The organism is Bradyrhizobium sp. S69 (genome assembly GCF_009766005.1).
In the GTDB taxonomy this organism is placed as follows: Bacteria; Pseudomonadota; Alphaproteobacteria; order Rhizobiales; family Xanthobacteraceae; genus Bradyrhizobium.
On record NZ_LMUK01000042.1, the window covers coordinates 253,484 to 275,715 of the forward strand.

Below are 22,232 nucleotides of genomic sequence, written 5' to 3' on the forward strand. Positions count from 1 at the left end.
GATACTCGATATGAAAAAAGTGCTTAACCGAACCGCGCTGTCAGGCGAACTGGCTTAGGCCCGGTGTCCCCGCGACGATCTCGCCCATCTGATCCGCCCCAATTTTGTCGCGGCCAAACCTGAAAAGTTCACGCGCGATGGTCTGAATCTCGGCCATGCCCAGACCAAGCGCCATCAGTCTGGCGCCGAGTGCCATCAGGCCACCACCCATCAAGCGGCCGAGACCGCCGCTGTTGCCGGAGGAGGCGATCGCGGCTTCCGCGCCCGGGATGTTGTCGATCAAGGCCTGGACTTTGTCGGAAGGGCCCTCGCTGCGAAGGAAACCCAGGATGATGCCGATGGTTTTTTCCGCGACAGCGTTCTGTATTCCGGCTTGCGCGGCCAGTCGTCCTATCAGCTCGTCCATTTGCCCCGTCCCAACCGGTTGCCTGCCGGTTCCTTGCTTGTGATTTTATCTTGATCTTCTGCCGCACGAATTACAAGCGATCAGCGCATGCGAAGACGAGATTCATCCGACATGGCGGGATGAGTGTTGCAGCAATGCAAGATCGGCGAGATTGGCAAGGTGGTCAGAGCGGTCTGCACGGCACTTTGTCGCAGCAAGATCGCTTCAGCCTTCGTGCTCGCGCAAAGCCGTGAGACGGAAAGCGCCGGGACGAAGATACGTGAAGTCAGTTGAACGGTTTCAAATTAGTTCCAAGATGCAGTATAACCATGCTGGGTGCGCTCCCAGCCCGCGATGCGCACCAAGAGGCGATGCAATGGTTCCCTCCGATAACAAGACGGCCGACAACAAGATTGCCGATACCGGCGAGAAGATTTTCATCGGCAAGGGCGATCAGCCGGCCTGGCTGACGCTGGCGGTTGGAAACCGCCATGGTCTCGTCACCGGCGCGACCGGAACCGGCAAGACTGTTTCGCTACAGGTCATGGCGGAGGGGTTCGCGCGCGCCGGTGTTCCAGTTTTCGCGGCCGATATCAAGGGAGACCTTTCGGGTATCTCCGAAGTCGGTGTGGCGAAGGATTTTCTGGTCAAGCGCGCCGGCGATATGGGCCTGACCTTCCAGCCCGATCAGTTCTCGACGGTATTTTGGGATGTGTTCGGCGAGCAGGGCCATCCGGTACGCGCGACGATCACCGAGATGGGGCCGTTGCTGCTGGCGCGGATGCTCGATCTCAATGACGTGCAGGAGGGCGTTCTCAACGTCGCCTTCCGGGTCGCTGACGACAATGGTCTCGCACTGATCGATATGAAGGATCTGCGGGCGCTGCTCGATGCGATCGTGCCCGACAGCGCCAAGAAGTCCGCCGACGGTCACGACGATCCGCTGGCGTCGATCCGCAAGGCCGCGCAAGGCTTCGGCAATGTCACCAAGGCCACCGTTGGAACCATTCAAAGGCAATTGCTGGTACTGGAAAACCAGGGCGGCGCGAAGTTCTTCGGCGAACCGGCGCTGGCGCTGAAGGATTTCATGCGCACCGACCGCGACGGCCGCGGCATGGTTAACATCCTGGTGGCGGACAAATTGATGCAGAGCCCGCGGCTCTACGCCACGTTCCTGCTGTGGATGCTGTCCGAACTATTTGAAGAGCTTCCCGAAGTCGGCGACCCGCCGAAGCCGAAGCTGGTGTTCTTCTTCGACGAGGCGCATCTCTTGTTCAACGATGCGCCGAAGGCGCTGATGGACAAGATCGAGCAGGTGGTACGGCTGATCCGCTCCAAGGGCGTCGGCGTTTACTTCGTGACGCAGAACCCGGTCGACGTGCCGGACACCGTGCTTGGCCAATTGGGCAACCGCGTGCAGCATGCGTTGCGGGCGTTTACGCCGCGCGACCAGAAGGCGGTGGCGGCCGCGGCGCAGACCTTCCGGCCCAATCCAAAGCTCAACACCGCCCAAATCATCATGGAATTGGGCAAGGGTGAAGCGCTGGTGTCGTTCCTGGACGCCAACGGCACGCCCGAAATGGTCGAGCGGATCATGGTCCGGCCGCCCTCGGCGCGGATCGGGCCGATCACGCCGGAAGAACGCAAGGCGATCATGGATTCGAGCCCCGTGAAGGGCAAATACGACACCGCGATCGATGCCGAATCCGCCTACGAGATCATTCAAAAGCGCCTGGCCGGCAATGTGGCGCCGGCCGAGGGCGGCGGCGGGGACATCGGGATTCTCGGACATCTGGGCGCGATCGTCGGCACGATTTTCGGCACCAATGCGCGGCGGGGCCGATTGTCGACCGGCCAATTGATCGCGCGCAACGTCACGCGCTCTGTCACCGACAAGGTGGTCGGCGGGGTGGTGGCCGATCTCGGCAAATCGGTGGGCGGCTCGATCGGAGGTTCGGTCGGCCGCGCCTTGGTGCGGGGCGCGCTGGGCGGCCTGCTGCGACGATAGACTCCCTATCGCCGCTTTCGGGCGGTATGGTCTGTTTCCTGTGATTTGATCGAAAGACGCGCGTGCTGAGATATCCGTCGTTGCGAGCGCCGCTCGATATTCTTTTTCTGGTGGCCTGCATCGCGCTGACCGCCGACGTGCTCGGCCCGGAAATCTGGGGCAGCGGCAAGACCAAGGACTACCCGCTGTGGTTCTGGGCCGGACAACAGGTGCTGCAGGGCAAGAACCTCTATCCCAGCGACCCCAACTCCTATTTTGAATTCATCTACCCGCCGCTGCCGGCGGTGCTGCTGGCGATACCGAGCTATTTCGGCAAGCTGCCGCTTTATGCCTGCCTGTCGCTGGTCAATGCCGCGGCGTGGTGGATGACCGGGCAGTTGTCCAACGCGATGACGGGGTCGGGACGGACACCCGGTCCGTGGCTTTATGCGCTGCCCGGCTTTGCGACGGTCTCCTTTGTGTTCGACATGTTCGACCTCGGCCAGCCCAATTTGATGCTGCTGGCGATGATGTTGTACGGATTCTGGCTGTTGCAGCACGAGCGGCGCTGGATGGCCGGCAGCATGTTTGCGCTGGCAACCGCGATCAAGGTTTTTCCGGTCGCGGTGTTGCCCTATCTGTTGTGGCGGCGGCAGTGGGCCGCCGCCGCGAGCATGGCGATCTTCGTCGGGGTATTCCTGTTCGTGGTTCCGGCGCCGGTGCGCGGCTTCCAGCACAACATCGCGGAATTGAAGACCTGGTATCAGGGCATGGTCGGGACCAGTTCCGAAAAGGGGTTCGGGCAGCGCGACGAGCAGAACTGGTCCTGGGTCAATCAATCCATCATCGCAGTGACGCACCGGCTGACGCGCCCGGTCAATTATGACCAGGACGATCCGTCGAAGCCGCCGCATTACATGAATCTGCTCGATCTCGATTTCAAGACCGCGAACCTGATCGTCGCCGTGGTGTCGCTGTTGATCGGGCTCGGCTACATCGCGGTGATGCCGCCCCGCGCGCGGCGCACGCCACGTTCGGACGCCGAAGAACTCGGCATCCTGTTCTGCCTGATGACGGTGGCCTCGCCATTGGCTCGGCAGTATTATTTCATGTGGCTGATCTTTCCGATGACCATCCTGATCCACCGCGCCGTCTACGATCCACGGCCCGCGGTGCGAGCCTGGACATGGGGCGCGCTGGCGGCCGCCGGCGTGCTGATGAGCCTGTCGCTTCCGATGTATCCGAACGACCTGCAAGCCTATGGCAACAATCTGGCGGCGACCGTCGTGATATCCGCCGGGCTGGTCTGGCACATCCTGCATCCCCTTACCGATGCCGAGCTTACCGATACCAAACTTCCAGATACCAAGCTCGCCAATGCCGGGCCCGGCGCTTTGTCCGGGGCATCGGACGGGTTACAACCTGATCGCAAAGCGTAGCCAACGGATCTAAGCCAAGACGAGGGAAGATCGGACATGTCCAGCACCGCGCAGCTCCAACCGGTCCTCGACCGCATCGATGCGGATTTCGACAGCAGCCTGCAACGGCTGTTTGCGCTGTTGCGGATCAAGTCGATTTCCGCGGATCCGGCCAATGCCGGCGATTGCAAGGCGGCGGCCGATCATCTCGCCAAGGACATCGCGACGCTTGGCTTTGCCACTGAAGTGCGGCCGACCGCGGGGCATCCCGCCATCGTCGCCAAGGCCGATGGCGGCGCAAAAGATTCCGGACGGCCGCACGCGCTGTTCTATGGCCATTATGACGTGCAGCCGGTCGATCCGCTCAATCTCTGGCATCGTCCGCCGTTCGAGCCTGTCGTGACCGACCATGCCGACGGCCGCAAGATCATCGTGGCGCGCGGCGCGCAGGACGACAAGGGCCAGTTGATGACCTTCATTGAGGCCTGCCGGGCCTGGAAGCAGGTCACCGGCTCGCTGCCGATCAATCTGACCATCGTGATCGAGGGCGAAGAGGAAGTCGGTTCGAAAAACTTCGTACCGTTCCTGGAAGCGAACAAGCACGAGTTCAAAGCGGACTACGCGATGGTGTGCGACACCGGCATGTGGGATCCGAACACGCCGGCGATCACCACCGCGCTGCGCGGCCTTTTGTACGAAGAAGTCTGGATCAAGGCCGCCAACCGCGACCTGCATTCCGGCATCTATGGCGGCGGCGCGCAAAATCCGATCCGGGTTTTGACCCGCATCCTCGGCGGCCTGTTCGACGACGACGGCCGCATCACCATCCCCGGCTTCTATGAGGGGGTGAAGGATCTGCCACCGGAGATCCTGGCGCAGTGGTCGAAGCTCAACCTCACGCCGGACAGTTTCCTCAAGCCGATCGGGCTGTCGATTCCGGCCGGCGAGAAGGGCCGCCTCTTGATCGAGCAGATCTCCTCGCGCCCGACCTGCGACGTCAACGGCATCATCGGCGGCTATACCGGCGAGGGCTCCAAGACCGTGATTCCGGCGGAAGCCTCCGCCAAGGTTTCGTTCCGGCTGGTCGAGGGACAGGACCCGCTGAGGATCCGCAAGTTGTTTCGCGACTACGTCACCTCGCTGCTGCCGAAGGATTGCCGCGTCGAGTTCGGCGATCATTCCTCTGGCCCTGCGATTGCGCTCGACTGGAACATGAAGCCGCTGGCGGCGGCCAAGCGCGCGCTCACCGAGGAGTGGGGCAAGGAGGCGCTCTTGATCGGCTCCGGCGCATCGATTCCGATCGTGGCCGATTTCAAGCGCACGCTCGGTCTCGACACCCTGCTGGTCGGCTTCGGCCTCGACGACGACAACATCCATTCGCCGAACGAAAAATACGACCTCAAGAGCTTTCACAAGGGCATTCGTTCCTGGGCGCGAATTCTCGCCGCATTGGCCGAGGTGCCGAAATAGCGGGAAGGCAGTGGAGCGTAGGGCGGATTAGCGGAGCGTAATCCGCCGTCTTCCTCGCCGCGGCGGGTTACGCTCCGCTAACCCGCCCTACGGCGCTCACTCAGACTGGTGTTGCCACAAGACCTGCTTGATGTTCGGCCACAGCGGTTGAGCGCGCCGCGTAACGCCGGGCCAGCGACGCGCAGACCATCAGCTGTATCTGGTGGAACACCATCACCGGCAGGATCACCAGCCCGACATGGCCCGCGAACAGCACGGTTGCGATCGGCAGGCCGCTGGCGAGGCTTTTCTTCGATCCGCAGAACACGATGGTGATCTGGTCGGCGCGTGAAAAGCCCAGCCATCGGCTCGCGAAGGTCAGGATCGCGATCACGGTTGCGAGCAAGACGGCATCGACCAGCGCCAGCACGACAAGCTGGAGCGCGTCGACCTGGTGCCAGATGCCGTTGACGACACCGTGGCTGAAGGCCGAATAGACGATCAGCAGGATCGAGCCGTAGTCGACGGCCTTGAGCGCGCGCGCATGGCGCGTGACGAGATCGCCGATCCATGGCCGCAACAATTGCCCCGCCGCGAACGGCAGCAGCAGTTGCAAGGCGAGGGTGAGGATCGAGCGCGCCGAAAGATCGGCGCCATGACCGGTGAGCAGCAGGCCTGCGATCACAGGCGTCAGGAAGACGCCCAGAAGATTGGATGCCGAAGCGCTGCACAAGGCCGCCGGGACGTTGCCGCCCGCCACCGAGGTGAACGCGATTGAGGCCTGCACCGTCGAAGGCAGCGCGGTGAGCAGGATCAGCCCGGCCCACAGCGGCGCCGGCAGCAGGCCGGGCGCCAGCCAATGCGCGGCTAAGCCGAGCAGCGGAAACAGCACGAAGGTGCTCAGGAACACCATCATATGCAGTCGCCAATGTCGCGCGCCGAGAAACGCCGCTTGAGGCGAAAGCCGCGCGCCGTGCATGAAAAAAAGCAGCGCAATGGCGATATCGGTGAGCCAGCCGACCGCTGATGCGGCTTCGCCGCGCGCCGGCATCAGGAAGGCGATGGCGACGGTCGCCAGGATGGCGGCGAGGAACGGGTCGATGCGGGACCGAACAGGGGTGAGCCAAGCCATGGAGACCTCTTTTGCTGGCGATGCCCTCGTCATATCAATCAAAATTGGTCATTGTGAAGTACGTAAACTGATATTATTGTAATCGTATATTGTGATAACAGGCCCATGCTCGATCCCACGTTGCTTCAATCATTTCTGGCGATAGCCCAGACCAGAAGCTTCACCCAGGCTGCCGAGCGCCTCGGCCTGCGCCAATCGACCGTCAGCCAGCATGTTCGCAAGCTGGAGCAGGAGACCGGGCGCAGGCTGTTCGTCCGCGACACCCACTCGGTGCAAACCACCGCGGACGGCGAAGCCATGATCGAATTCGCCCGCAGCATCCTGACGGTGAACGAACGGGCGAAGCGCTACTTCGCGGGCTCGCAAATGCGTGGCCGGCTGCGGTTCGGCGCGTCCGAGGATTTTGTGGCGTCGCGCCTGCCGGAAGTGCTGCTGGAGTTCGTCCGCACCCATCCGTTGGTCGAGTTCGAGCTCACCGTCGGCATGAGCGCCGAACTCAACGAGAGGCTCGCGCGCGGAGAGCTTGACCTCGTCTGCGGCAAGCGTCGTCCGGGCGAGGAGCGCGGACGCCTGGTCTGGCGCGATCGATTGGCCTGGGTGACCGGCGCGCTGCGCCAGCTCGATTCCTCTCAGCCGGTTCCGCTGATCCTTTATTCGCCGCCAAGCATCACCCGCGAGATCGCGCTTGCCGCTCTGGAGCGCAGCGGCCGCCCCTGGCGCATCGCATGCACCAGCGCCAGCTTGAGCGGCTTGCGCGCGGCGGCGCTGGCCGGGCTCGGCGTCACGGTTGTTTCGCAAGGCCTGATCCCGGCCGGGCTGAGCGAACTCGCCGATGGTCACGATCTGCCGGATCTCGGAATTGTCGAGTTCGTGCTGCTCGGCCCCGGCCGGGCGATGCGTGGACCCGCCGCCGAACTCGCCGACGCCATCCTGGCCAGCGGTATCAGGGCGTAGGCCGCGGACGACCCGTTGCAGACATCGCGCTCGGATTGAATTAACCTCCCGGTTCAGAATAATTTCGGATGTGCAATGGCGAGACTCATCGCGCTGGCTGGTCTGCCGGGGGTCGGCAAGTCGAGCATCGCTCGCAATTTGGCTCGACGCACCGGCGCCATGTGGCTGCGGGTCGACTCGATGGATCAGGCCATCTGGGCATCGGGTACCGCGCCAAAGAATCTCCTCGATTGGACCTATCGAGCGGCCCAGGCTGTCGCTGCGGACAATCTGATACTCGGCCTGGACGTGATCGCGGACTGCGTGAACGATTGTGAAGAGGCTCGGGAAGGTTGGGAGATTGCGGCGCGAACGGCGCATGCCGAAATGGTTTGGCTCGAGATCGTTTGCAGTGACGCGCAAGAGCATCGGCGCAGAATTGAGACCAGATCGAGCGACATCGCCGGGCTGTCTCTGCCTGACTGGAACGCGGTCGCCGGCCGAGCCTACGCGCCATGGAATCGCGATCACTTCACGGTCGACACCGCACGTCGCAGTCTGGAGGAATGCGTAGAAGAGGCGATCAACCTCCCTCTCGGTAAGCTGTAGCCGCTCCGTGCCCTGGTCATCTGCCGTGGTTGCACAAAAGCGATCGGTATCGGAACCAAGCGGCTCTGGACGAAGATTTATGGGAAGCGCCCCTGGATCGGGACAGCCGGCAGGATCAAGCTGTACCCGGGCGACGCCCTTTGGTAAAATCACCGCGCAGGCGCGTTGCCCGACTTGCGCTTTGCCGGGTTCAATTTTTGAAAGCTTCGAAATGGGAGCGGTAATGCAGTGGAGATCCAGCTCGCGGTCGATCGCGATCAGTGGCGCCTGTGTGATGTTCGTGTTGGCGACAAGCGGGTCGATCACGCCTGCGAATGCGCAGGCGATGCAGCAGGTCAACGGTCCTCCAGCCACTGGGTCCCAGGCCAATGCTTCCGCGGCCAGTGGTTTCAACGCGCTGGACCCGCAATGGGCGTTCGCCAATCCCTTTATGGCTTCGCGCTTCGGTCTCGGTCCGATGGCGACCGGCGTGAGCCAGCAGGCCTACGCCACCAAGTTTGGCTCCGGAACGGTGGGCCTGTTCGTCGAATCCAACGCGCCAAGTTCCAGCAACTATTTCGGCGGTCTGGCGGTTGCCCAGCAGGATTGGTTCACGGGTTTGGGCGACCCCGCGTGGCGAACGTCGATGTTCGGCAGCTACAAGTCCGACCCCAGGGCCGGGATGTTCGACGGTCTTTATACGACCGCGAGTTTCGGCGTCACCAACTTCAAAACCAACCCGTCATTCCCCGGTATGAATTTCACGGGCAATAATGATCTGACCGCGGTGACCGCCAGCGTGGGCGCTGGCCTGCAATTGACGCCGAACATCAGCATCGAGGGCAGCATTGGTTTCACGCAAATGCAGAACTCGAATTTCAGATAAGGCGGTTCGTCACCCCGGAAAGCCGGATCCGCATCTTCCGGCGTCGTCGTGGTCAGGCCCGGCGGGTACTTGCGGCCCCGCCGGGCCGCTCTGCTAAAAAGGGGCTATTTGCCCTCGGTTTCCAGCTTCTTCTTTCCGTCCTCGTTCATTGCTTTAACGGCCGGACTCTGGTTGCCCTCGCCGGTTGTCTGAGTGGCTGTGGCCGGCGGGGCAGCGTTGGGGGTGGATGCTTGCTGCGGACCGTCCTTTGTCGGCCGTGTTGCCGTGGCATCGGGAGGGGTGGTTTCCCCGGCCTTCGTCGGCGTTGTCGCCGGTGTCTGCTCGCCGCCTGACTTCGGAATGACTGTGTTTTTCATATTGGTGGGCGGCATCTCGACTTTATTGTCTTGGGCAAAAGCCGGTGCAGATAACAGCAATATTGCAACTGCGAGCTTGTACATCGTTTCCTCCTTGGATTTTGTGATGGCTAAAGCCAACAGAATCCAAGGCGGTGGGTTCCGTTCAAGGAACGGGTTTCCGTGCACGTTAAGCGCACGCGAAATGTGTTTCCGAAATATTTCGTTGAATGAATCAACCTCGAAAATGGCGCCGGTGTAACAGCGGGCAACGATGTCGCCGCTATTGGATCATCCGATCAATATTGGATCATTCGATCGAGGTGGCAGCCCGCGAGACAGCTAAGGATGTCGTCGGCCGACGCTCTGGGCCCCCCCGAAACCTTGCTCCGGCAATCCCTGATGCAAACGCGCACATCATCGGTCCACGCGCGTCCCTTGGTCTGGGATTGTGAGATACATCGATTGTTGCAGGCCTTGTCGCCGTCGGCGCATTTTGCCAGGCACACTCCAAGTCCAGCTCGTTCCGCGTCCGTGAATGTCGCTTGTTGAGCCGAAGCCCGCGTCATGCTCGCCGCCGCCGTAGCGCAGAGCACCAGCAAGACCAGCGCTATTCTGTGAACGTCTCGCATCGCGGCTCTTCCTCGCGGTCGGCAAAATGACTGAAGTGACTTACTGAAGAAGGCATAGAACAACCCGCCTCGCTTTGCCAATGGTGGTTTGTTCCCGGCCGTGGCCCGGGTTGTATGCATCACGTCAGGCATATTCCATACATTTGGCACGCGTCGTTCGGGAACCGAACGACGGAGCTGCCCATTATCCTGTCGGCGCTCAATCATCGATGGAGGACAGGAACATGACAGGACGCCCTGATTTGATCCAACAGGCCAATGAGCTCAAGCGGCAAGCCGAGTCCGAGAACGACCAGAACATCCGCGATCGATTGGTGCGGATGGCTGAACATTACACTGATCTTGCGGAAAGCAAGGACTGGTCGGAGGCACATCCTCCAACCGTGGCATCGCTGAGCGAATTGTTCACCAGGCGCGAGTGAAGGGACGATTGCTAGAACGCCGACCATGGCCCAGCGCGCTTGGTTTCGTGTAACGAAGCGGCCATGACAATACGACGAATGCCACCGTCATCCTGAGGTGCGCGCGCTTTCTTGCGCGCCTCGAAGGATGGCCGCGCGCACAGCGCCGAACACCATTCTTCGAGACGCGCGAAGACGCGCTCCTCAGGATGACGTTTCGGTTGCAGCAAGGGCTACTCATCAATGGCCGACGGCAGGAAGAATCCATCGAGCCTGCAAATAAAACTTGACAGCATTTTGCTGATTTGCCCGTCGTGCCAATGTGTCGCAGCGGTCAAGCTTGATCTCGAAGGCAAATCACCTTCACTTCTATCGCTATCCCGTGCCCTCGAAGAGGGGCGTTTCGCGATCGTCACGGACGTTGGTGCGGGATGCGGTGGACGCAAGGACGCTATTGACGAACAGCGTTTGAGCGGACGGCAAAGTCGTGTGGTCCTGACGCCCCGATGGTAGGTGTCAAGTTCGCGAGGATGTTCGCATCACGCGGGCGACGGTGACAAGCAAGCCCTGGTCTCACCGGGGAGAGCACGAAATAAGCTGTAAAACCATTGCGCAGGGAAGGCCGGACTGCTTCCGCTGAACCTGTATGCTCATGTGCGTTTTTTTGTCTACCTTTGCACATGAGACCGCGGGTGCAGCGCGCACCCGGTCTTCCCTGCGCCCTCTTCTTTTTGGGGCGAAACGATTTGCAAACCTCGGGCGAATGCTGTCGCGAGAATGCGGAGGTGTATCCAATTGTCATGCCCGCGAAGGCGGGCATCCAGTATTCCGCGACGCCCGTGATGGAACTGGAAACTCGCGGCGTACTGGATACCCGCCTTCGCGGGTATGACGGCGGTGGGTGAAGCAACGTCATTGCGAGGAGCTTTTGCGACGAAGCAATCCAGCTTCCTTCGCGTCCTGGATTGCTTCGCTAACGCTCGCAATGACGGGCCATACTCCGGGTCGCGAGAATGCGGAGGCGTATGTTCCGCAAGGACGCCGCTTAAAATTTTAACGACCAGATTAGCTTTAAAAATATCGATTTTGGGTAGTTTGAACGTGACAACGCAACCGTACCCGTGAGACGCAGCAATGAACGGTCGACTTTGCCATGCGATGATCCTGATGCTCGTAGCGCTCCCCTCCGCCAATGCACGCGCAACTGGCGTCGCTCAGTGCGCACTTGATCAGGTCCACCGCGATCCTCAATCCGTCATCGAACCCTGTTCGGCGATCATTGGCAACGAGGCGGCTAGCGCGAAAGATCGCGGATTTGCGCTCTTTATTCGAGGAAAAGGATATCACAACACAAAACGGCTTGACCTTGCCCGCGAAGACTATGATGCCGCGATCAAGCTGACGCCTGAGAATGAAGAGCTGTTCGTCTCGCGTGCCAATATTTTCCTTCGCGCCGGCGACACGGAGGAGGGAGTTTCATTTCTTCAGAAAGCCCTCGACCTCAATCCCAAGAACGGACATGCGCTACGGTCCATGGGCTCCCTATTTGACGATTTCGGTCAGCGGGAGCAGGCCGAACGTTTCTACACGATGGCTTTGGAGGTCGACCCCAAAGATGCCTACGCGCTTCTATTCAGAAGCAAGAAGTACGCTGGGCGCCGCGATTTCGTAGACGCGCTCAAAGACGCCGATGCGCTTGTTTCAATGCCGGCAGCAGACATCAATCTGCAAGGCTATTTGGATGAGTACGGTGACAGGCTGGATTTCCATATCGTCGCCTTGAAAAACAGATCACTAGTTCATGAAGACATGGGCAGGAGCGATCTTGCTGAAGCCGATGTAAGAGCAGCGGTCGACTACAGCCGATGCGATCTGTCGCTCTTGGTCTTGGGTGCGTTTCTGGCTGGTCAGCCCGGCCGCGGAGATGACGCATTGGGCAATTTGGACGAAGCTATTCGGCTCGGCTCTCACTCAGCACAAGCTTATTACGCAAAGGGATCGGTCCTTCTTGGGAAGAATGAGCGGAGGGGCGCTCTGCTGGCGTTTGACCAGGCTGGATCCCTCGATCCGTCCTTTGGTTATGCATTGCTGATGAGCGCGAGATTGCATCGCGACTTCGATGAAACGGATGCGGCGGTCGATGACATTGCGCGGGCGGTTACCGTCGATTCCCGCATACGCGACCAAACCGTAGGATCGTTGCGTAGCTTCGGCTACTGGCGATCAGCCGCTCCTGATTCGTTAACCCCCGAACTGACGGACGCGCTTCGCGCGTGCATGCTCGACAAACGGTGCAACTGAGATGATCGCAGTCAACTCGCGTGTCTGTCTGAGATTTGCCGCGGCGATGCTTGCGGGTTGGTTGCTTGGGCCCGCCGCAGCCTTTGACAGGATTGGCACCGCCGGACCCATCCGGAGCTTCGGTGGCACGCCTTGCGCGAAAGGCTACGCGCAAGGCGAGTGCGATCCGCCTGAAGTCGATTCCACTCTTCCGGTCAAACAGAAGGTTGAAGCTCGTGTGGAGCGCGCCCGCGGGCTCATTGGCCTGCTTCGCACCAAGCAGGCCGTCCAGGAGCTTGATGCGGCCGTGGCGGAAGCGCCCGAGGCGAGCTCGGCTGTTCTTTTGCGGGCGCGATTGAAGTTACCTGGCCAGCTAGCGGACGCCCTGAGAGATGTCGAATCGATCATAGCACTCAACCCGTCCAACCCGGATGCGCTTGCAACGCGAGCATTCATACTGGCCGGCCAAGATGATCTTGCGCTGCGAGACGCCACGAAGGCCGTTTCGATCGAGCCAGACGACGTTGACGCGCTCTGGATTCGCTCAACGATCCTGGTTCGCCTCGGTAGGTTAGACGAGGCAGAGCAAGATCTCACACGGGCAATAGCCGCCGAACCCGACAACCCGACGGCGCTGCTATCTCGGGCGGAGTTGCGGCTGGCGCGCGGGCAAACGTCCGAGGCAGGGCGGGATGCCGACGCGGCGATCTTGGCGCGAGATGGGACCCAAGCCAGACAGATTCGAGCAGCGGCGCGGGCCAGAGACGGCGAATACGACGATGCCCTTTCGGATTTGAACGCAATGCTCGGGCCGGTTGGCACGAAAGTAACGGCCAGTCCCGTCGGCTCCCGGCAATTCGTCGACATGCTGATCCAACGGGCGATGGTGCTGTCCCGCCTGGGGCGGCCTGATGATGCCAAAGCCGATTTATCTTCGATCGTTGCGCTTGGTGGTCAACGCGCGATCTTGCAGATGCAGCTCTACCTGCGCGGTCATGGTTTCCGGGACGTCGCCCTGGACGGTAAAGCATCGTCTCTGCTCGACGATGATATCATCTCGTGTTTTTTGAATGATGCGTGTGGCCGAGGGCTAACGTTAAAGACCTGAGATGGTTGTGAGGCCCCCAAACAAAAACGCCGCCCGAAATTGGGCGGCGTTTGGATTCGAAGTGCAGAGGTCGTTGAAGGCCAACCTACACCGGAATGACGAAAGTTTCAATTCTTGTAGTTGGGGTCGAGGCGTTCGACCTTGCGCAGCAAAGCCGGCCAGACCAGCGTGGTCGAGCGCAGTTCCTGGCGGTCGGGGTTGGCCAGCACGGCGGTGTTCTTGTCGATCACGGCCTGCTCGACCGGATAGGCGGTCGGCCCCAGCATGCGGGTGCGTACCTGCATGGTACAGGCGCGCTCCAGATGGAACATGCGTTCGAAGGCGGATGCGACCGAGCGACCGACGGTCAGTGTGCCGTGGTTGCGCAACAGCATGTGGTTCCGGGTGCCGAGATCCTTTTGCAGCCGCGGGCGTTCGTCGTGATCGAGCGCGATGCCTTCATAGTCGTGATAGGCCAGATCGTAGGTGACGAGCTGCGCGGTCTGATTCATCGGCAGCAAGCCCTCCTGGCAGCTCGCGACCGCGGTGCCGTCGGGCGTATGCAGATGCAGCACGCAGCCGGCGTCTTCGCGCACTTCGTGGATCGCCGAATGGATGGTGAAGCCGGCGGGGTTGATGCTGTACTGGCTCTCGGTGAGCTGGTTGCCGTCGAGGTCGACCTTGACCAGGCTGGAGGCGGTGATCTCGTCGAACATCAGGCCGTAGGGGTTGATCAGGAAGTGATGGTCCGGTCCCGGCACCCGCGCGGAGATGTGGGTGTCGACCAGATCGTCCCAGCCGTAATGCGCGATCAGCCGGTAGCAGGCGGCGAGGTTGACCCGCTGCGACCATTCGGCCGGGGTCATTTCCGATGGCACTTCTTTCAGGCGTGCTTCCGCTGGCGACATAGCGCTGCTCCGTATGGGCTGTTGATGTTCTCTTGCGAGCCTAGTCCTGCGACCGCTTCGCAGCAAGTCTCGGCCGCCGCGTGGCAGTCATGTTTTGCGGGATCAAGGATGGTCAGCAGGCTGTTGGCGCTAGAGCCCCGTTCCGATTCCATCGGAACGGAAAAGGCTCTAGGGCGCCGGAATCGCGAGCAGGCTGGAAATGCTCTTGCCGCGAATATCGTAAACGCGCGCGAACACCACGTCGTCGCGCTTGATCTCCACCATCACGGGCGCCGGCAAGCCCTTGCAGTAGAATTCGCCGATCGTCATCGCGAAGTCGGCGGCATGGCTGTCCCAGCCGATCGTGAAGTCGGGTCCGAGCGCGACCTGGGCGGGACGTTGCGGCCCGCACACCGCGACCTTCCATTTACGTCCCTGCGGCGGCGATTCCTGCCGCTCGTTGAGTTCATCGCGCAGGCCATCGGAGGCCTGTTTCAGCGCCAGGCCCCAATAGTCCAGCATGTAGAGATCGTCGGCGGCGCGAACGGTTCCCGCGATATGGTTGAAGTGGGTGTATTGATAGGGGTGCAGCCGGATCATTTCGGTGAGCGGCAGCATCAGGCCGAACGCGAAGATGGTTACGGCCGCGGGCTGCCAGTGGCGCCGATGTTCGCCGAGCCAGTTCATGCCCCAGGCGAACGCGACGCCGCCGAGCACCGCCATCGGCGGAATCATGAAGATGAAATGGCGAATGCCGTTGTACAGCGCGGGACGCTTGAGGATCGCGATCAACACCGGCAGCGTTGCCGCCGTCGTCAGCATCAGCAGGATGGTCTTGCGCCGCGGCGTCACATCGCTGCGCGACAGCGATATCAGGGCGCCGATGCCGCCGGCGATGAACAGCGCAAGCAGCACTTCGGGCATTTGCAGCGCGAACAAGGTCGGCAGATACGACCATGGCATGTCGGGCACCGACACCAGCGCGCCGTCGAACATTTCCTTCCACGGCTTCTCGAAGAAGCTGGAGAAGTAGGTCATGGCCCGGAAAGGATTGGCCAGCTCCATCACCGACCACGGCCAGATCAGGCCCATGATGAGGTAGCCGAACAGCAGGCTCGGCAGCAGCAAATACAGCACATGCCCGAAGCGCCGGATCGAGGCCCGCACGCCCTGCGAGCGCACCTCAGCGGCGAACAGCGGCACGAAACCGATCAGCGCATACACAAGCCCGAGGCCGCCGAGCACGCGCGAGCCGAGCGACAGCCCGGCGCCGATGCCGACAATCAGGATCGTGGCGGGCGAGGGCGCGGGATATTCATCGGCGAGACGCACGAGGCCCAGCATCAGGATCACCATCGCAACGGCGAACGGCGAATCCTTCGGGTTCATGAACATGTGCCCGTAATAGGTTGGGCAAAGCGCCAGCAGCAGCAGCGCGGCGAGGCCCGCCAGCGGACCGCCGACACGCCGGCCAAGCCGCCACGTCACCGCAAGTCCGATCAGGCCGACCACCGCGCCGAGCAGGCGGCGGGTCTCGAACAGTTCGAGCGGGATCACCCGATGCAGCAGGGCGGCCGCCATGTCGAAGCCACCGCCATACATATAGAGGTTGGCGAACGACAGCGCGCCGGTATCCCTGAAGCCGGAGCCGTACATGCGCAGCAGCAGGTCGGCGTATTCGGCGTGGGTATAATCGTCCCAGCCCAATCCGTAGTCGCGAAACGTCAAGCTCGCGATCAAGCCGACCGCGGCAAGCACCACGATGGCAAGGTCGTCGCAGGTTCGTTCCACCGAGCGCCGCTGGGGCGTATCGATGGTTGACGTCGTGATTGATGACATGGCTATCGGTAACCCGGTGTCCCCAGTGGCCCAGCGTTGGCGCTTTTGGGCCTCAATTCCCCGGCATCCATATAGCGCAGTTCCCTTTCTGGGTAATTGAGAATTGTGGCGTAAATGCCCTGATGCATCGCAGCATTTCAAGGCCTTAGCGCTTGGTCGAGATCCGTATGTTGGACGAAAATTAGGGTCTGAATGGTATTTCTTGGGTGTGAAAGGCTGGTTTTGGGGAGGAACTTCGCTCTTCATTGCCGGTTGGCGGTGCAAACAATATGACAGTATCGTGTCGTCGGCGGCTGCGCGGCATTCTGGCGCAGTAGGGGTGAGTTCGATGTTAATTGCGCTTTTGATCGCCGGGATCGGCTTTTTGCTGGCCGGATTGCTGGGAGTAGCCTTCGGCATTCCGGTCAAGGAATTCAGCTTCGGCAACACCGAGATTCTGGCCGGCGTCATCACGGCTTGCACCGGCGCGATCATGCTTGGCCTCTGGCTGGTGATTCGCGAGCTCAGGGCGATCGCACAGGAGCTTGCTTTTGGCGCCGCGGTGACGCCGCGGATGGTGTTACCGCAACTTGAGGCAGGCCCCGCGCCGCACGACGAGGCGGCCGAAAATGACGGCTTGCTGTTCAACCAGCCGGGTGCGGCCCACCCGGCTGAGGTGGAACCGGCGGAGCACCCGTCCGCGCCGGCCACGCCACCGCCCTGGCACGAGCAGACCGCGGCGCGGGACCGCGTCCGAGGCGATCCGCCACCGGCACTGCCGGTCTCGATCGCGGAAGCCGCGCCCGCCGCCAAGCAGAAGCGCAATCTGCTGTTTTCCTCGACGTCGCGAAAGGAACGCGAGCGCGCCGAGGCGCCAGCGCCTGCCAAGGCCGCTGAGCCGTCGGCGACATTCGAAGAGGCCTGGCCGCCGCTGGAACGCGCGCGGCCACCCGAGGCGCCCCTTCGGCGCAGCGGCCGCACGCCGCCAGCGGTTGCGGAAGCAAGTGCCGGCGCCGCCGCTGATCGTCCCACCGATCGTCCCGCTGATCGTCCGCCGCCGGCGGTGCGAGACGAGGACCCACCGGCGGTAACGATGCTCAAATCGGGGGTCGTCGATGGCATGGCTTATTCGTTGTATTCCGACGGCTCGATCGAGGCGCAAATGCCCGAGGGCATGATGCGGTTCGGCTCGATCGACGAGCTGCGCGCCTATCTCGATCAGCGCGGCTGAGCCGGCGGCTATACTTCGGACGGAGCCGCCCGGCAAAAATAAAACATCGTTGTTCTTGTCAGCTTGGCAACAATTCGCTCATATTCGGCAAGTAGTCGACGATTCCGCGAGCGTATTGGACAAGCGGGATACTGCTCGATATTCGGGTCTATTCACATGCATGAGACCGTCGAAAGGTGCAGGCCATGAACGACGCCACCGGCAAAAGCTTCATCGACCTGACCGCTACTATCGTCTCAGCCTATCTCAGCAACAATCCGACACCGGCTTCCGAAATCCCGGCGTTGATCAGCCAGATCCACGCGGCCTTGCAGCGGGTCTCGGCGGGCCGCGTCGAAACGCCGATGGAGCCGGCCAAGCCCGCGGTGTCCGTGAAAAAGTCGATGACGCCGGACTATCTGGTGTGCCTCGAGGACGGCAAGCGGTTCAAATCGCTGAAGCGCCATCTGCGCACCCGCTACAACATGACGCCGGAGCAATACCGGGACAAATGGGGTCTGCCGGCCGACTACCCCATGGTCGCGCCGAGCTACGCGGTGGCCCGCTCGCAACTGGCGAAGAAAATGGGATTGGGCCAGCAGCGCCGGCGGCGGAAGTAACGCGAAGCTCCTTGGGACAGGCGTGGCTTCGCCACGATCCGCCTCAGGAAGCGCCGGCAAGCGCCTCGCGCGCGTCGGCGCGAATGCGCTCGACCATGGCGCGCAGGCCATTGGAGCGCTGCGGCGTCAGGTGCTCGCGAAATCCGAATTCGTTGAACACCGCGATCGCGTCGGTGGCCAGAATCTGTTCCGGCGTATGGCCGGAATAGAGCGTCAACAGGATCGCGATCAACCCGCGCACGATATGGGCGTCGCTATCGCCGAGATATTTCAGCACAGCCTTGCCGGCGCCGCCGCGATCGATCTGCTTGGAGAGCCAGACCTGGCTGGCGCAGCCCTGCACCTTGTTGGCGGCGGAATGCTCGGCGTCCGGCATCGGATGAAGCGTGCGGCCGAGCTCGATGACGTACCGATAGCGGTCGTCCCAGTCGTCCAGCAGCGCAAAATTATCTCTGATTTCGTCGATCGTCATCGTGTCCCGCGCTCAATGTCAGCGCTCTATATAGGATCACAGGCGATCGAAAGCGATATTTAGCTTCGCGAAAAAGCAGTTTCCGCTCACGGCGTCGGCGGCGTCTGCCACTCCGCGGTCAGATCGTCCGGCGTCAAGGTGTCGCGCGGGGCCTGATCTGCGAGCGCGGGATCGGTAGTCTCCATCGTGCCGATCGAGCCGGTGTGATCCGGCGCCTTCTTGTCGGTGATGACGTGGTACAGCTTGCGTGCGCCGTCGGTGGCGCGCTGTCCGATCACGGTTGCGGCCTGACCGCCGACTTCGCACGCGGCCGGCTGGCGCTTGCAGAACTGACTCATGTCCGACACCGCGGCGGTCGCGGCCGACACGGCTTCCGACGCGCCGATCTGCGGCAGCTTTTCCGATTCAGTGGTCTTCTCTCTTGGCAGCAGCACGAGCACAAGCCCGAGCCAGAACGCCATGCGGAGCAGAAAAAACATCTCGCGACCCTAGCCGACTCTTTCGATGCGCTTGATCTCGCGCAATCGATTCCTTGACTAACAGCGCTCGATAAATCGCAAGTGTTTGCATTGAGATTAATTCGACGAAAAACCGCGAAAAATCCGACTGATTTGATTCGGCGTAAATTTTCGATTGATGCGGGCCTTCACCGGCCGCAACGAGGCGCAAGGCGCATCCACCATTTCGAAACCATAAGCCCGCCGGCGCGGAAACCGGTCGTTCACCATCCGGATCGAATGAGCCATCGGGGAAAACGCAAAAACCCCGGGAAAGCCGCGGTCTTTGGCGTTTCGCAGCCGTCCGGCCGCAGCGCCTTAGTGTTCGCTTAATGTCGCTCTGACACGGTGGGGCAACGATAAAGGGGGCGTTCCGGAACGTCTGTTCGACGAGCAACCGAAGCGCGAGAGCCGTGACAGTTTTGAATATCATCCGCGATTGTCTCGATGCGCTGCTGCACCCGTCGGCGCGTTATGACGTGCTGACGCGCGCGCGCCATCGCGCCTTCATCGCGCCGCGGCTGCTCGGAAGCCTGGCGGCGCTCGCGGCATTCCCGGTCTTTCTTGCGACCCGCGGGGCGCCCACTGCCATCGAGGTCGCGGCGTTCGCGTGGCTGATCGCTCCCATCCTGCTGTCATGGTTTCTGTCGCGCACCGGCCGTTACGAAGGCGCCTATGCGCTGTCGTCGCTGGCGCTGGCGGGTCTCGTGATGACGGTCGCCGCAAACACCGGCGGCATCGAATCCTTTGCTGCGATCTGGCTTGTGGTTATTCCGCTCGAGGCGGCATTGTCGGCATCGCGCCGCGTGGTGACGTTCGCGTCGGTGCTGGCGCTGGCATGCGCCGGCCTGTTGATCCTGCTCGGCCAGTTCGACATGTTGCCGACGCCGGATTCGAGCACGCTGTTGCGCGGCATATGCATGGCGTTCGGCGTCGCATCGGGAACGCTTTATGCCGCGGGCCTGGCATTCAGCGCGGAATCGCTGGCGCGCACCAGCGTGTCGCTGCTGTCGGTCGAAGAGGATCGCTACCGGCTGCTGGCGCGAAACATGAGCGACGTGATTTCGCGCCACAGCCGCAATGGCGCGGTACAGTTCATTTCGCCCGCGGCGGAGACGATGTTAGGGGCCCCGGTGGCGCGGCTTGTCGGGCACGGCCTGTTCGACCGCGTCCACGTCGCCGATCGGCCGGCCTATCTCACCGCATTGTCGGACGCGGCGCGCGGCGACGAGGAGCGCAGCGTTGAATTTCGCGTCAGGCGCGATACGCCGCGTGGCGGCGAGCGGCTGGCGAATAACTCGGTTGATTTCATCTGGGTCGAAATGCGCTGCCGTCCGCTCGGGCAGGGGTCGGTAACCACCGCTTCGTCGGAAGCCGAGGTTGTGGCCGTGATGCGCGACGTCACCGATCGCAAGGTGCAGGAACAGGCGCTCGATCTGGCACGCACCGCGGCCGAGCAGGCCGATGCGTCCAAGAGCCGGTTCCTCGCCACCATGAGCCACGAACTGCGTACGCCACTCAATGCCATCATCGGCTTCTCCGAAATGATCGTTCAGGAAGACGCTCTGATGCTCGATGCGGCGCGCCGCAAGGAATATGCCCAGCTGATCAATGATTCGGGCCAGCATCTGCTGTCGGTGGTCAACGGCATCCTCGACATGTCCAAGATGGAATCCGGCAGTTTCGAGATTTCGCCGGAGCCGTTTACGCCGCGCGCGGCGCTGCTCAATTGCTGCAATTTGCTGGCGCTGAAGGCGCGGGAAAATGGCATCGAACTGGTGACCCGCGCGCCGCAGGATTTGCCCGACATGACCGGCGATCCACGCGCGTTCAAGCAGATCCTCCTGAACCTGGTGTCCAACGCCATCAAGTTCACCGAGCGCGGCGGTACAGTGACTGTTTCCGCCGCCGTCGAGGGATCGCGGCTGGTGCTCCGCGTCAGCGATACCGGCGTCGGCATCGCCACCGACGATCTCGCGCGGGTCGGAAGTCCGTTCTTCCAGGCCGGCAAGACCTATCAGCGTCGCCACGAAGGCACCGGTCTGGGGCTGTCGATCGTGAAAAGCCTGGTCGGACTGCATGCCGGTGAGATGTCCGTGCAGAGCAAGCTCGGTGAAGGAACGACTGTCGCGGTCGCGCTGCCACTGGCGTTCACGCCGCCGGCGCAACCGTCGAGCAATATCGCGACGCTCACGCCGGGCTTGCGATCGGGACAGCCGGATCAACCCTCCCAGGTGAAGAAAAGTGCCTAAGCGTATTGCCGATGATGACGACACACCGCGCCGCCGCCGTGGCGCGAAAGCGATGGTGGTTGAAGCCGACACCGAGCGCGGGCTGGTGCTGCGAATTCTGCTTCACAGTCCGAAAGACCTGGTTGCGGGCGCACTGGCGGTTGCCGCGATCGGTGCCGTCGTCGCCAACGCGCTGTTCCTGCAGTCGGGGCCCCATCCGTCGCCGATGTTCGGTTCGGTTGTGACACTGCCGGCGCCTGCACCATCGTCTGTCAGCCCATTGCCGCGCCCGCGTCCGGCGGAGGCGACAAAGGCGGAGGCGGCTCCAGCAGAGCCGCGCGCCGTCGAATCCAAGGCTGCGGATATCAAGGCCTCGGATACGAAGGCCGTTGAGCCGAAAGCCTCGGATACCAAGGCCGCCGATCCCTTGACCAATCTGGTCAAGGCCACGAGTGCCGCGCCTGTCGCGACTTCATCGATCCCGCGGCCGCCGGCTTCGATCCCTTTTCCATCGCACAACGACAATCTTGCGCCGGGCGGTTCGCGCCGCGTGGCGGCGGTGCAGCGCGCGCTCACCGAAAACGGCTACGGCCAGTTGAAACCGACCGGCACCATCGGTTCGGACACCCAGGCGGCGATCGCGAGGTTCGAGCGCGATCGTAAAATTCCTGCGACCGGACAGATGTCGGATCGCATGGTGCACGAACTCGCCGCGATGATCGGCCATTCGATCGACTAAAGCGCTCCCGTCCGACGCGCGCGTCACGTGGTAATCCGCGGCATTTTGCGGCGGGTTCCGCAATTTTACGGCTGTGGCGGCCCAGGCACATCTTTCAGAAATCAATCACGATTTCGCTGGCGGAGGTAGTATTCGCCCAAAAATTCACCAATTGCCTGTTTATGACTCACGCTGCTGCCTATGTTGTGCATTGCACCAAAGAGTCTCGCGGGTGTCCAATCACGTATGTGCTGATGCTGATTCGT

General features: G+C 61.9%; 21 protein-coding genes. 13 read left to right on the top strand and 8 right to left on the bottom strand.

Annotation, left to right across the window (positions count from 1 at the left end):
• Positions 1-40 precede the first annotated feature (40 nt).
• Positions 41-406 carry a DUF2267 domain-containing protein gene (locus GSQ88_RS21335; RefSeq protein ID WP_159009727.1) on the bottom strand — a complete coding sequence of 122 codons (366 nt, stop codon included), beginning with the start codon at positions 404-406 and terminating at the stop codon, positions 41-43.
• Between the two features lie 355 nt (positions 407-761).
• Between GSQ88_RS21335 and GSQ88_RS21340 the strand changes: the two genes are divergently transcribed.
• The 3 genes from GSQ88_RS21340 (at position 762) to GSQ88_RS21350 (ending at position 5,260) form a co-directional block, all read left to right on the top strand.
• On the top strand, positions 762-2,393 hold the full coding sequence (locus tag GSQ88_RS21340) for a helicase HerA-like domain-containing protein (RefSeq protein ID WP_159009728.1): 1,632 nt from the start codon (positions 762-764) through the stop codon (positions 2,391-2,393).
• 62 nt (positions 2,394-2,455) lie between these two features.
• On the top strand, positions 2,456-3,811 hold the full coding sequence (locus GSQ88_RS21345; RefSeq protein WP_246784899.1) for a glycosyltransferase family 87 protein: 1,356 nt from the start codon (positions 2,456-2,458) through the stop codon (positions 3,809-3,811).
• Positions 3,812-3,847: 36 nt separating this feature from the next.
• Entirely contained in the window at positions 3,848-5,260 is a 1,413-nt protein-coding gene (locus GSQ88_RS21350; protein ID WP_159009729.1) for a M20/M25/M40 family metallo-hydrolase, read from the top strand.
• A gap of 100 nt (positions 5,261-5,360) precedes the next feature.
• Here the strand turns inward: GSQ88_RS21350 and GSQ88_RS21355 are convergent, their stop codons facing one another.
• Positions 5,361-6,371 carry a bile acid:sodium symporter family protein gene (locus GSQ88_RS21355; protein WP_159009730.1) on the bottom strand — a complete coding sequence of 337 codons (1,011 nt, stop codon included), beginning with the start codon at positions 6,369-6,371 and terminating at the stop codon, positions 5,361-5,363.
• A 105-nt stretch (positions 6,372-6,476) separates the two neighbouring features.
• On the opposite strand from GSQ88_RS21355, the gene GSQ88_RS21360 reads away from it, so the two are divergent.
• The 3 genes from GSQ88_RS21360 to GSQ88_RS21370 all read left to right on the top strand — a co-directional run bounded on the left by GSQ88_RS21360 (position 6,477) and on the right by GSQ88_RS21370 (position 8,778).
• Positions 6,477-7,325 carry a LysR substrate-binding domain-containing protein gene (locus GSQ88_RS21360; protein WP_159009731.1) on the top strand — a complete coding sequence of 283 codons (849 nt, stop codon included), beginning with the start codon at positions 6,477-6,479 and terminating at the stop codon, positions 7,323-7,325.
• Between the two features lie 75 nt (positions 7,326-7,400).
• Positions 7,401-7,913 carry a P-loop nucleotide/nucleoside kinase family protein gene (locus tag GSQ88_RS21365; protein ID WP_159009732.1) on the top strand — a complete coding sequence of 171 codons (513 nt, stop codon included), beginning with the start codon at positions 7,401-7,403 and terminating at the stop codon, positions 7,911-7,913.
• Between the two features lie 25 nt (positions 7,914-7,938).
• Entirely contained in the window at positions 7,939-8,778 is an 840-nt protein-coding gene (locus GSQ88_RS21370) for a hypothetical protein (RefSeq protein ID WP_159009733.1), read from the top strand.
• A gap of 104 nt (positions 8,779-8,882) precedes the next feature.
• Here GSQ88_RS21370 and GSQ88_RS21375 read toward each other — a convergent pair whose 3' ends face one another.
• The gene (locus GSQ88_RS21375; protein WP_159009734.1) at positions 8,883-9,218 is read right to left on the bottom strand and encodes a hypothetical protein; all 336 of its coding nucleotides are present in this window, start codon (positions 9,216-9,218) and stop codon (positions 8,883-8,885) included.
• Positions 9,219-9,969: 751 nt separating this feature from the next.
• Between GSQ88_RS21375 and GSQ88_RS21380 the strand changes: the two genes are divergently transcribed.
• Positions 9,970-10,167, top strand: a complete 198-nt coding sequence (locus GSQ88_RS21380; RefSeq protein ID WP_159009735.1) for a hypothetical protein — start codon at positions 9,970-9,972, stop codon at positions 10,165-10,167.
• Between the two features lie 11 nt (positions 10,168-10,178).
• Here the strand turns inward: GSQ88_RS21380 and GSQ88_RS21385 are convergent, their stop codons facing one another.
• The gene (locus GSQ88_RS21385) at positions 10,179-10,376 is read right to left on the bottom strand and encodes a hypothetical protein (protein WP_159009736.1); all 198 of its coding nucleotides are present in this window, start codon (positions 10,374-10,376) and stop codon (positions 10,179-10,181) included.
• 904 nt (positions 10,377-11,280) lie between these two features.
• Between GSQ88_RS21385 and GSQ88_RS21390 the strand changes: the two genes are divergently transcribed.
• Both GSQ88_RS21390 and GSQ88_RS21395 read left to right on the top strand, forming a co-directional pair.
• Positions 11,281-12,447, top strand: coding sequence for a tetratricopeptide repeat protein (locus tag GSQ88_RS21390; protein ID WP_246784900.1), 1,167 nt, complete (start codon positions 11,281-11,283; stop codon positions 12,445-12,447).
• A gap of 1 nt (position 12,448) precedes the next feature.
• The gene (locus tag GSQ88_RS21395; protein ID WP_159009737.1) at positions 12,449-13,534 is read left to right on the top strand and encodes a tetratricopeptide repeat protein; all 1,086 of its coding nucleotides are present in this window, start codon (positions 12,449-12,451) and stop codon (positions 13,532-13,534) included.
• Positions 13,535-13,641: 107 nt separating this feature from the next.
• Here the strand turns inward: GSQ88_RS21395 and GSQ88_RS21400 are convergent, their stop codons facing one another.
• Both GSQ88_RS21400 and GSQ88_RS21405 read right to left on the bottom strand, forming a co-directional pair.
• On the bottom strand, positions 13,642-14,421 hold the full coding sequence (locus GSQ88_RS21400; protein ID WP_159009738.1) for a class II aldolase/adducin family protein: 780 nt from the start codon (positions 14,419-14,421) through the stop codon (positions 13,642-13,644).
• A 168-nt stretch (positions 14,422-14,589) separates the two neighbouring features.
• Positions 14,590-16,239, bottom strand: a complete 1,650-nt coding sequence (locus GSQ88_RS21405; RefSeq protein ID WP_159009739.1) for a glycosyltransferase family 39 protein — start codon at positions 16,237-16,239, stop codon at positions 14,590-14,592.
• Positions 16,240-16,567: 328 nt separating this feature from the next.
• On the opposite strand from GSQ88_RS21405, the gene GSQ88_RS21410 reads away from it, so the two are divergent.
• Entirely contained in the window at positions 16,568-17,449 is an 882-nt protein-coding gene (locus GSQ88_RS21410) for a DUF308 domain-containing protein (RefSeq protein ID WP_159009740.1), read from the top strand.
• A 185-nt stretch (positions 17,450-17,634) separates the two neighbouring features.
• Positions 17,635-18,048, top strand: coding sequence for a Ros/MucR family transcriptional regulator (locus GSQ88_RS21415; RefSeq protein ID WP_159009741.1), 414 nt, complete (start codon positions 17,635-17,637; stop codon positions 18,046-18,048).
• Positions 18,049-18,091: 43 nt separating this feature from the next.
• Here the strand turns inward: GSQ88_RS21415 and GSQ88_RS21420 are convergent, their stop codons facing one another.
• Positions 18,092-18,520, bottom strand: coding sequence for a SufE family protein (locus GSQ88_RS21420; protein WP_159009742.1), 429 nt, complete (start codon positions 18,518-18,520; stop codon positions 18,092-18,094).
• Positions 18,521-18,606: 86 nt separating this feature from the next.
• Complete coding sequence (locus GSQ88_RS21425; RefSeq protein WP_159009743.1) at positions 18,607-18,999, bottom strand: DUF5330 domain-containing protein; 393 nt, start codon at positions 18,997-18,999, stop codon at positions 18,607-18,609.
• Between the two features lie 431 nt (positions 19,000-19,430).
• Between GSQ88_RS21425 and GSQ88_RS21430 the strand changes: the two genes are divergently transcribed.
• Positions 19,431-21,269 (top strand): PAS domain-containing sensor histidine kinase, encoded by a 1,839-nt coding sequence (locus tag GSQ88_RS21430; protein ID WP_159009744.1) that lies wholly within the window; start codon positions 19,431-19,433, stop codon positions 21,267-21,269.
• Complete coding sequence (locus tag GSQ88_RS21435) at positions 21,262-21,987, top strand: peptidoglycan-binding domain-containing protein (RefSeq protein WP_159009745.1); 726 nt, start codon at positions 21,262-21,264, stop codon at positions 21,985-21,987. The genes GSQ88_RS21430 and GSQ88_RS21435 overlap by 8 nt, the downstream gene beginning before the upstream one ends.
• Positions 21,988-22,232 lie beyond the last annotated feature (245 nt).

Bases quoted from the DNA above. Each gene is read 5' to 3' on its own strand.
- GSQ88_RS21415 (WP_159009741.1), top strand. From the start codon at position 17,635: ATGAACGACGCCACCGGCAAAAGCTTCATCGACCTGACCGCTACTATC.
- GSQ88_RS21350 (WP_159009729.1), top strand. From the start codon at position 3,848: ATGTCCAGCACCGCGCAGCTCCAACCGGTCCTCGACCGCATCGATGCG.
- GSQ88_RS21335 (WP_159009727.1), bottom strand. From the start codon at position 406: ATGGACGAGCTGATAGGACGACTGGCCGCGCAAGCCGGAATACAGAAC.
- GSQ88_RS21355 (WP_159009730.1), bottom strand. From the start codon at position 6,371: ATGGCTTGGCTCACCCCTGTTCGGTCCCGCATCGACCCGTTCCTCGCC.
- GSQ88_RS21375 (WP_159009734.1), bottom strand. From the start codon at position 9,218: ATGTACAAGCTCGCAGTTGCAATATTGCTGTTATCTGCACCGGCTTTT.
- GSQ88_RS21400 (WP_159009738.1), bottom strand. From the start codon at position 14,421: ATGTCGCCAGCGGAAGCACGCCTGAAAGAAGTGCCATCGGAAATGACC.
- GSQ88_RS21380 (WP_159009735.1), top strand. From the start codon at position 9,970: ATGACAGGACGCCCTGATTTGATCCAACAGGCCAATGAGCTCAAGCGG.
- GSQ88_RS21425 (WP_159009743.1), bottom strand. From the start codon at position 18,999: ATGTTTTTTCTGCTCCGCATGGCGTTCTGGCTCGGGCTTGTGCTCGTG.
- GSQ88_RS21360 (WP_159009731.1), top strand. From the start codon at position 6,477: ATGCTCGATCCCACGTTGCTTCAATCATTTCTGGCGATAGCCCAGACC.
- GSQ88_RS21405 (WP_159009739.1), bottom strand. From the start codon at position 16,239: ATGTCATCAATCACGACGTCAACCATCGATACGCCCCAGCGGCGCTCG.
- GSQ88_RS21410 (WP_159009740.1), top strand. From the start codon at position 16,568: ATGTTAATTGCGCTTTTGATCGCCGGGATCGGCTTTTTGCTGGCCGGA.
- GSQ88_RS21395 (WP_159009737.1), top strand. From the start codon at position 12,449: ATGATCGCAGTCAACTCGCGTGTCTGTCTGAGATTTGCCGCGGCGATG.
- GSQ88_RS21340 (WP_159009728.1), top strand. From the start codon at position 762: ATGGTTCCCTCCGATAACAAGACGGCCGACAACAAGATTGCCGATACC.
- GSQ88_RS21365 (WP_159009732.1), top strand. From the start codon at position 7,401: ATGGCGAGACTCATCGCGCTGGCTGGTCTGCCGGGGGTCGGCAAGTCG.
- GSQ88_RS21420 (WP_159009742.1), bottom strand. From the start codon at position 18,520: ATGACGATCGACGAAATCAGAGATAATTTTGCGCTGCTGGACGACTGG.
- GSQ88_RS21390 (WP_246784900.1), top strand. From the start codon at position 11,281: ATGAACGGTCGACTTTGCCATGCGATGATCCTGATGCTCGTAGCGCTC.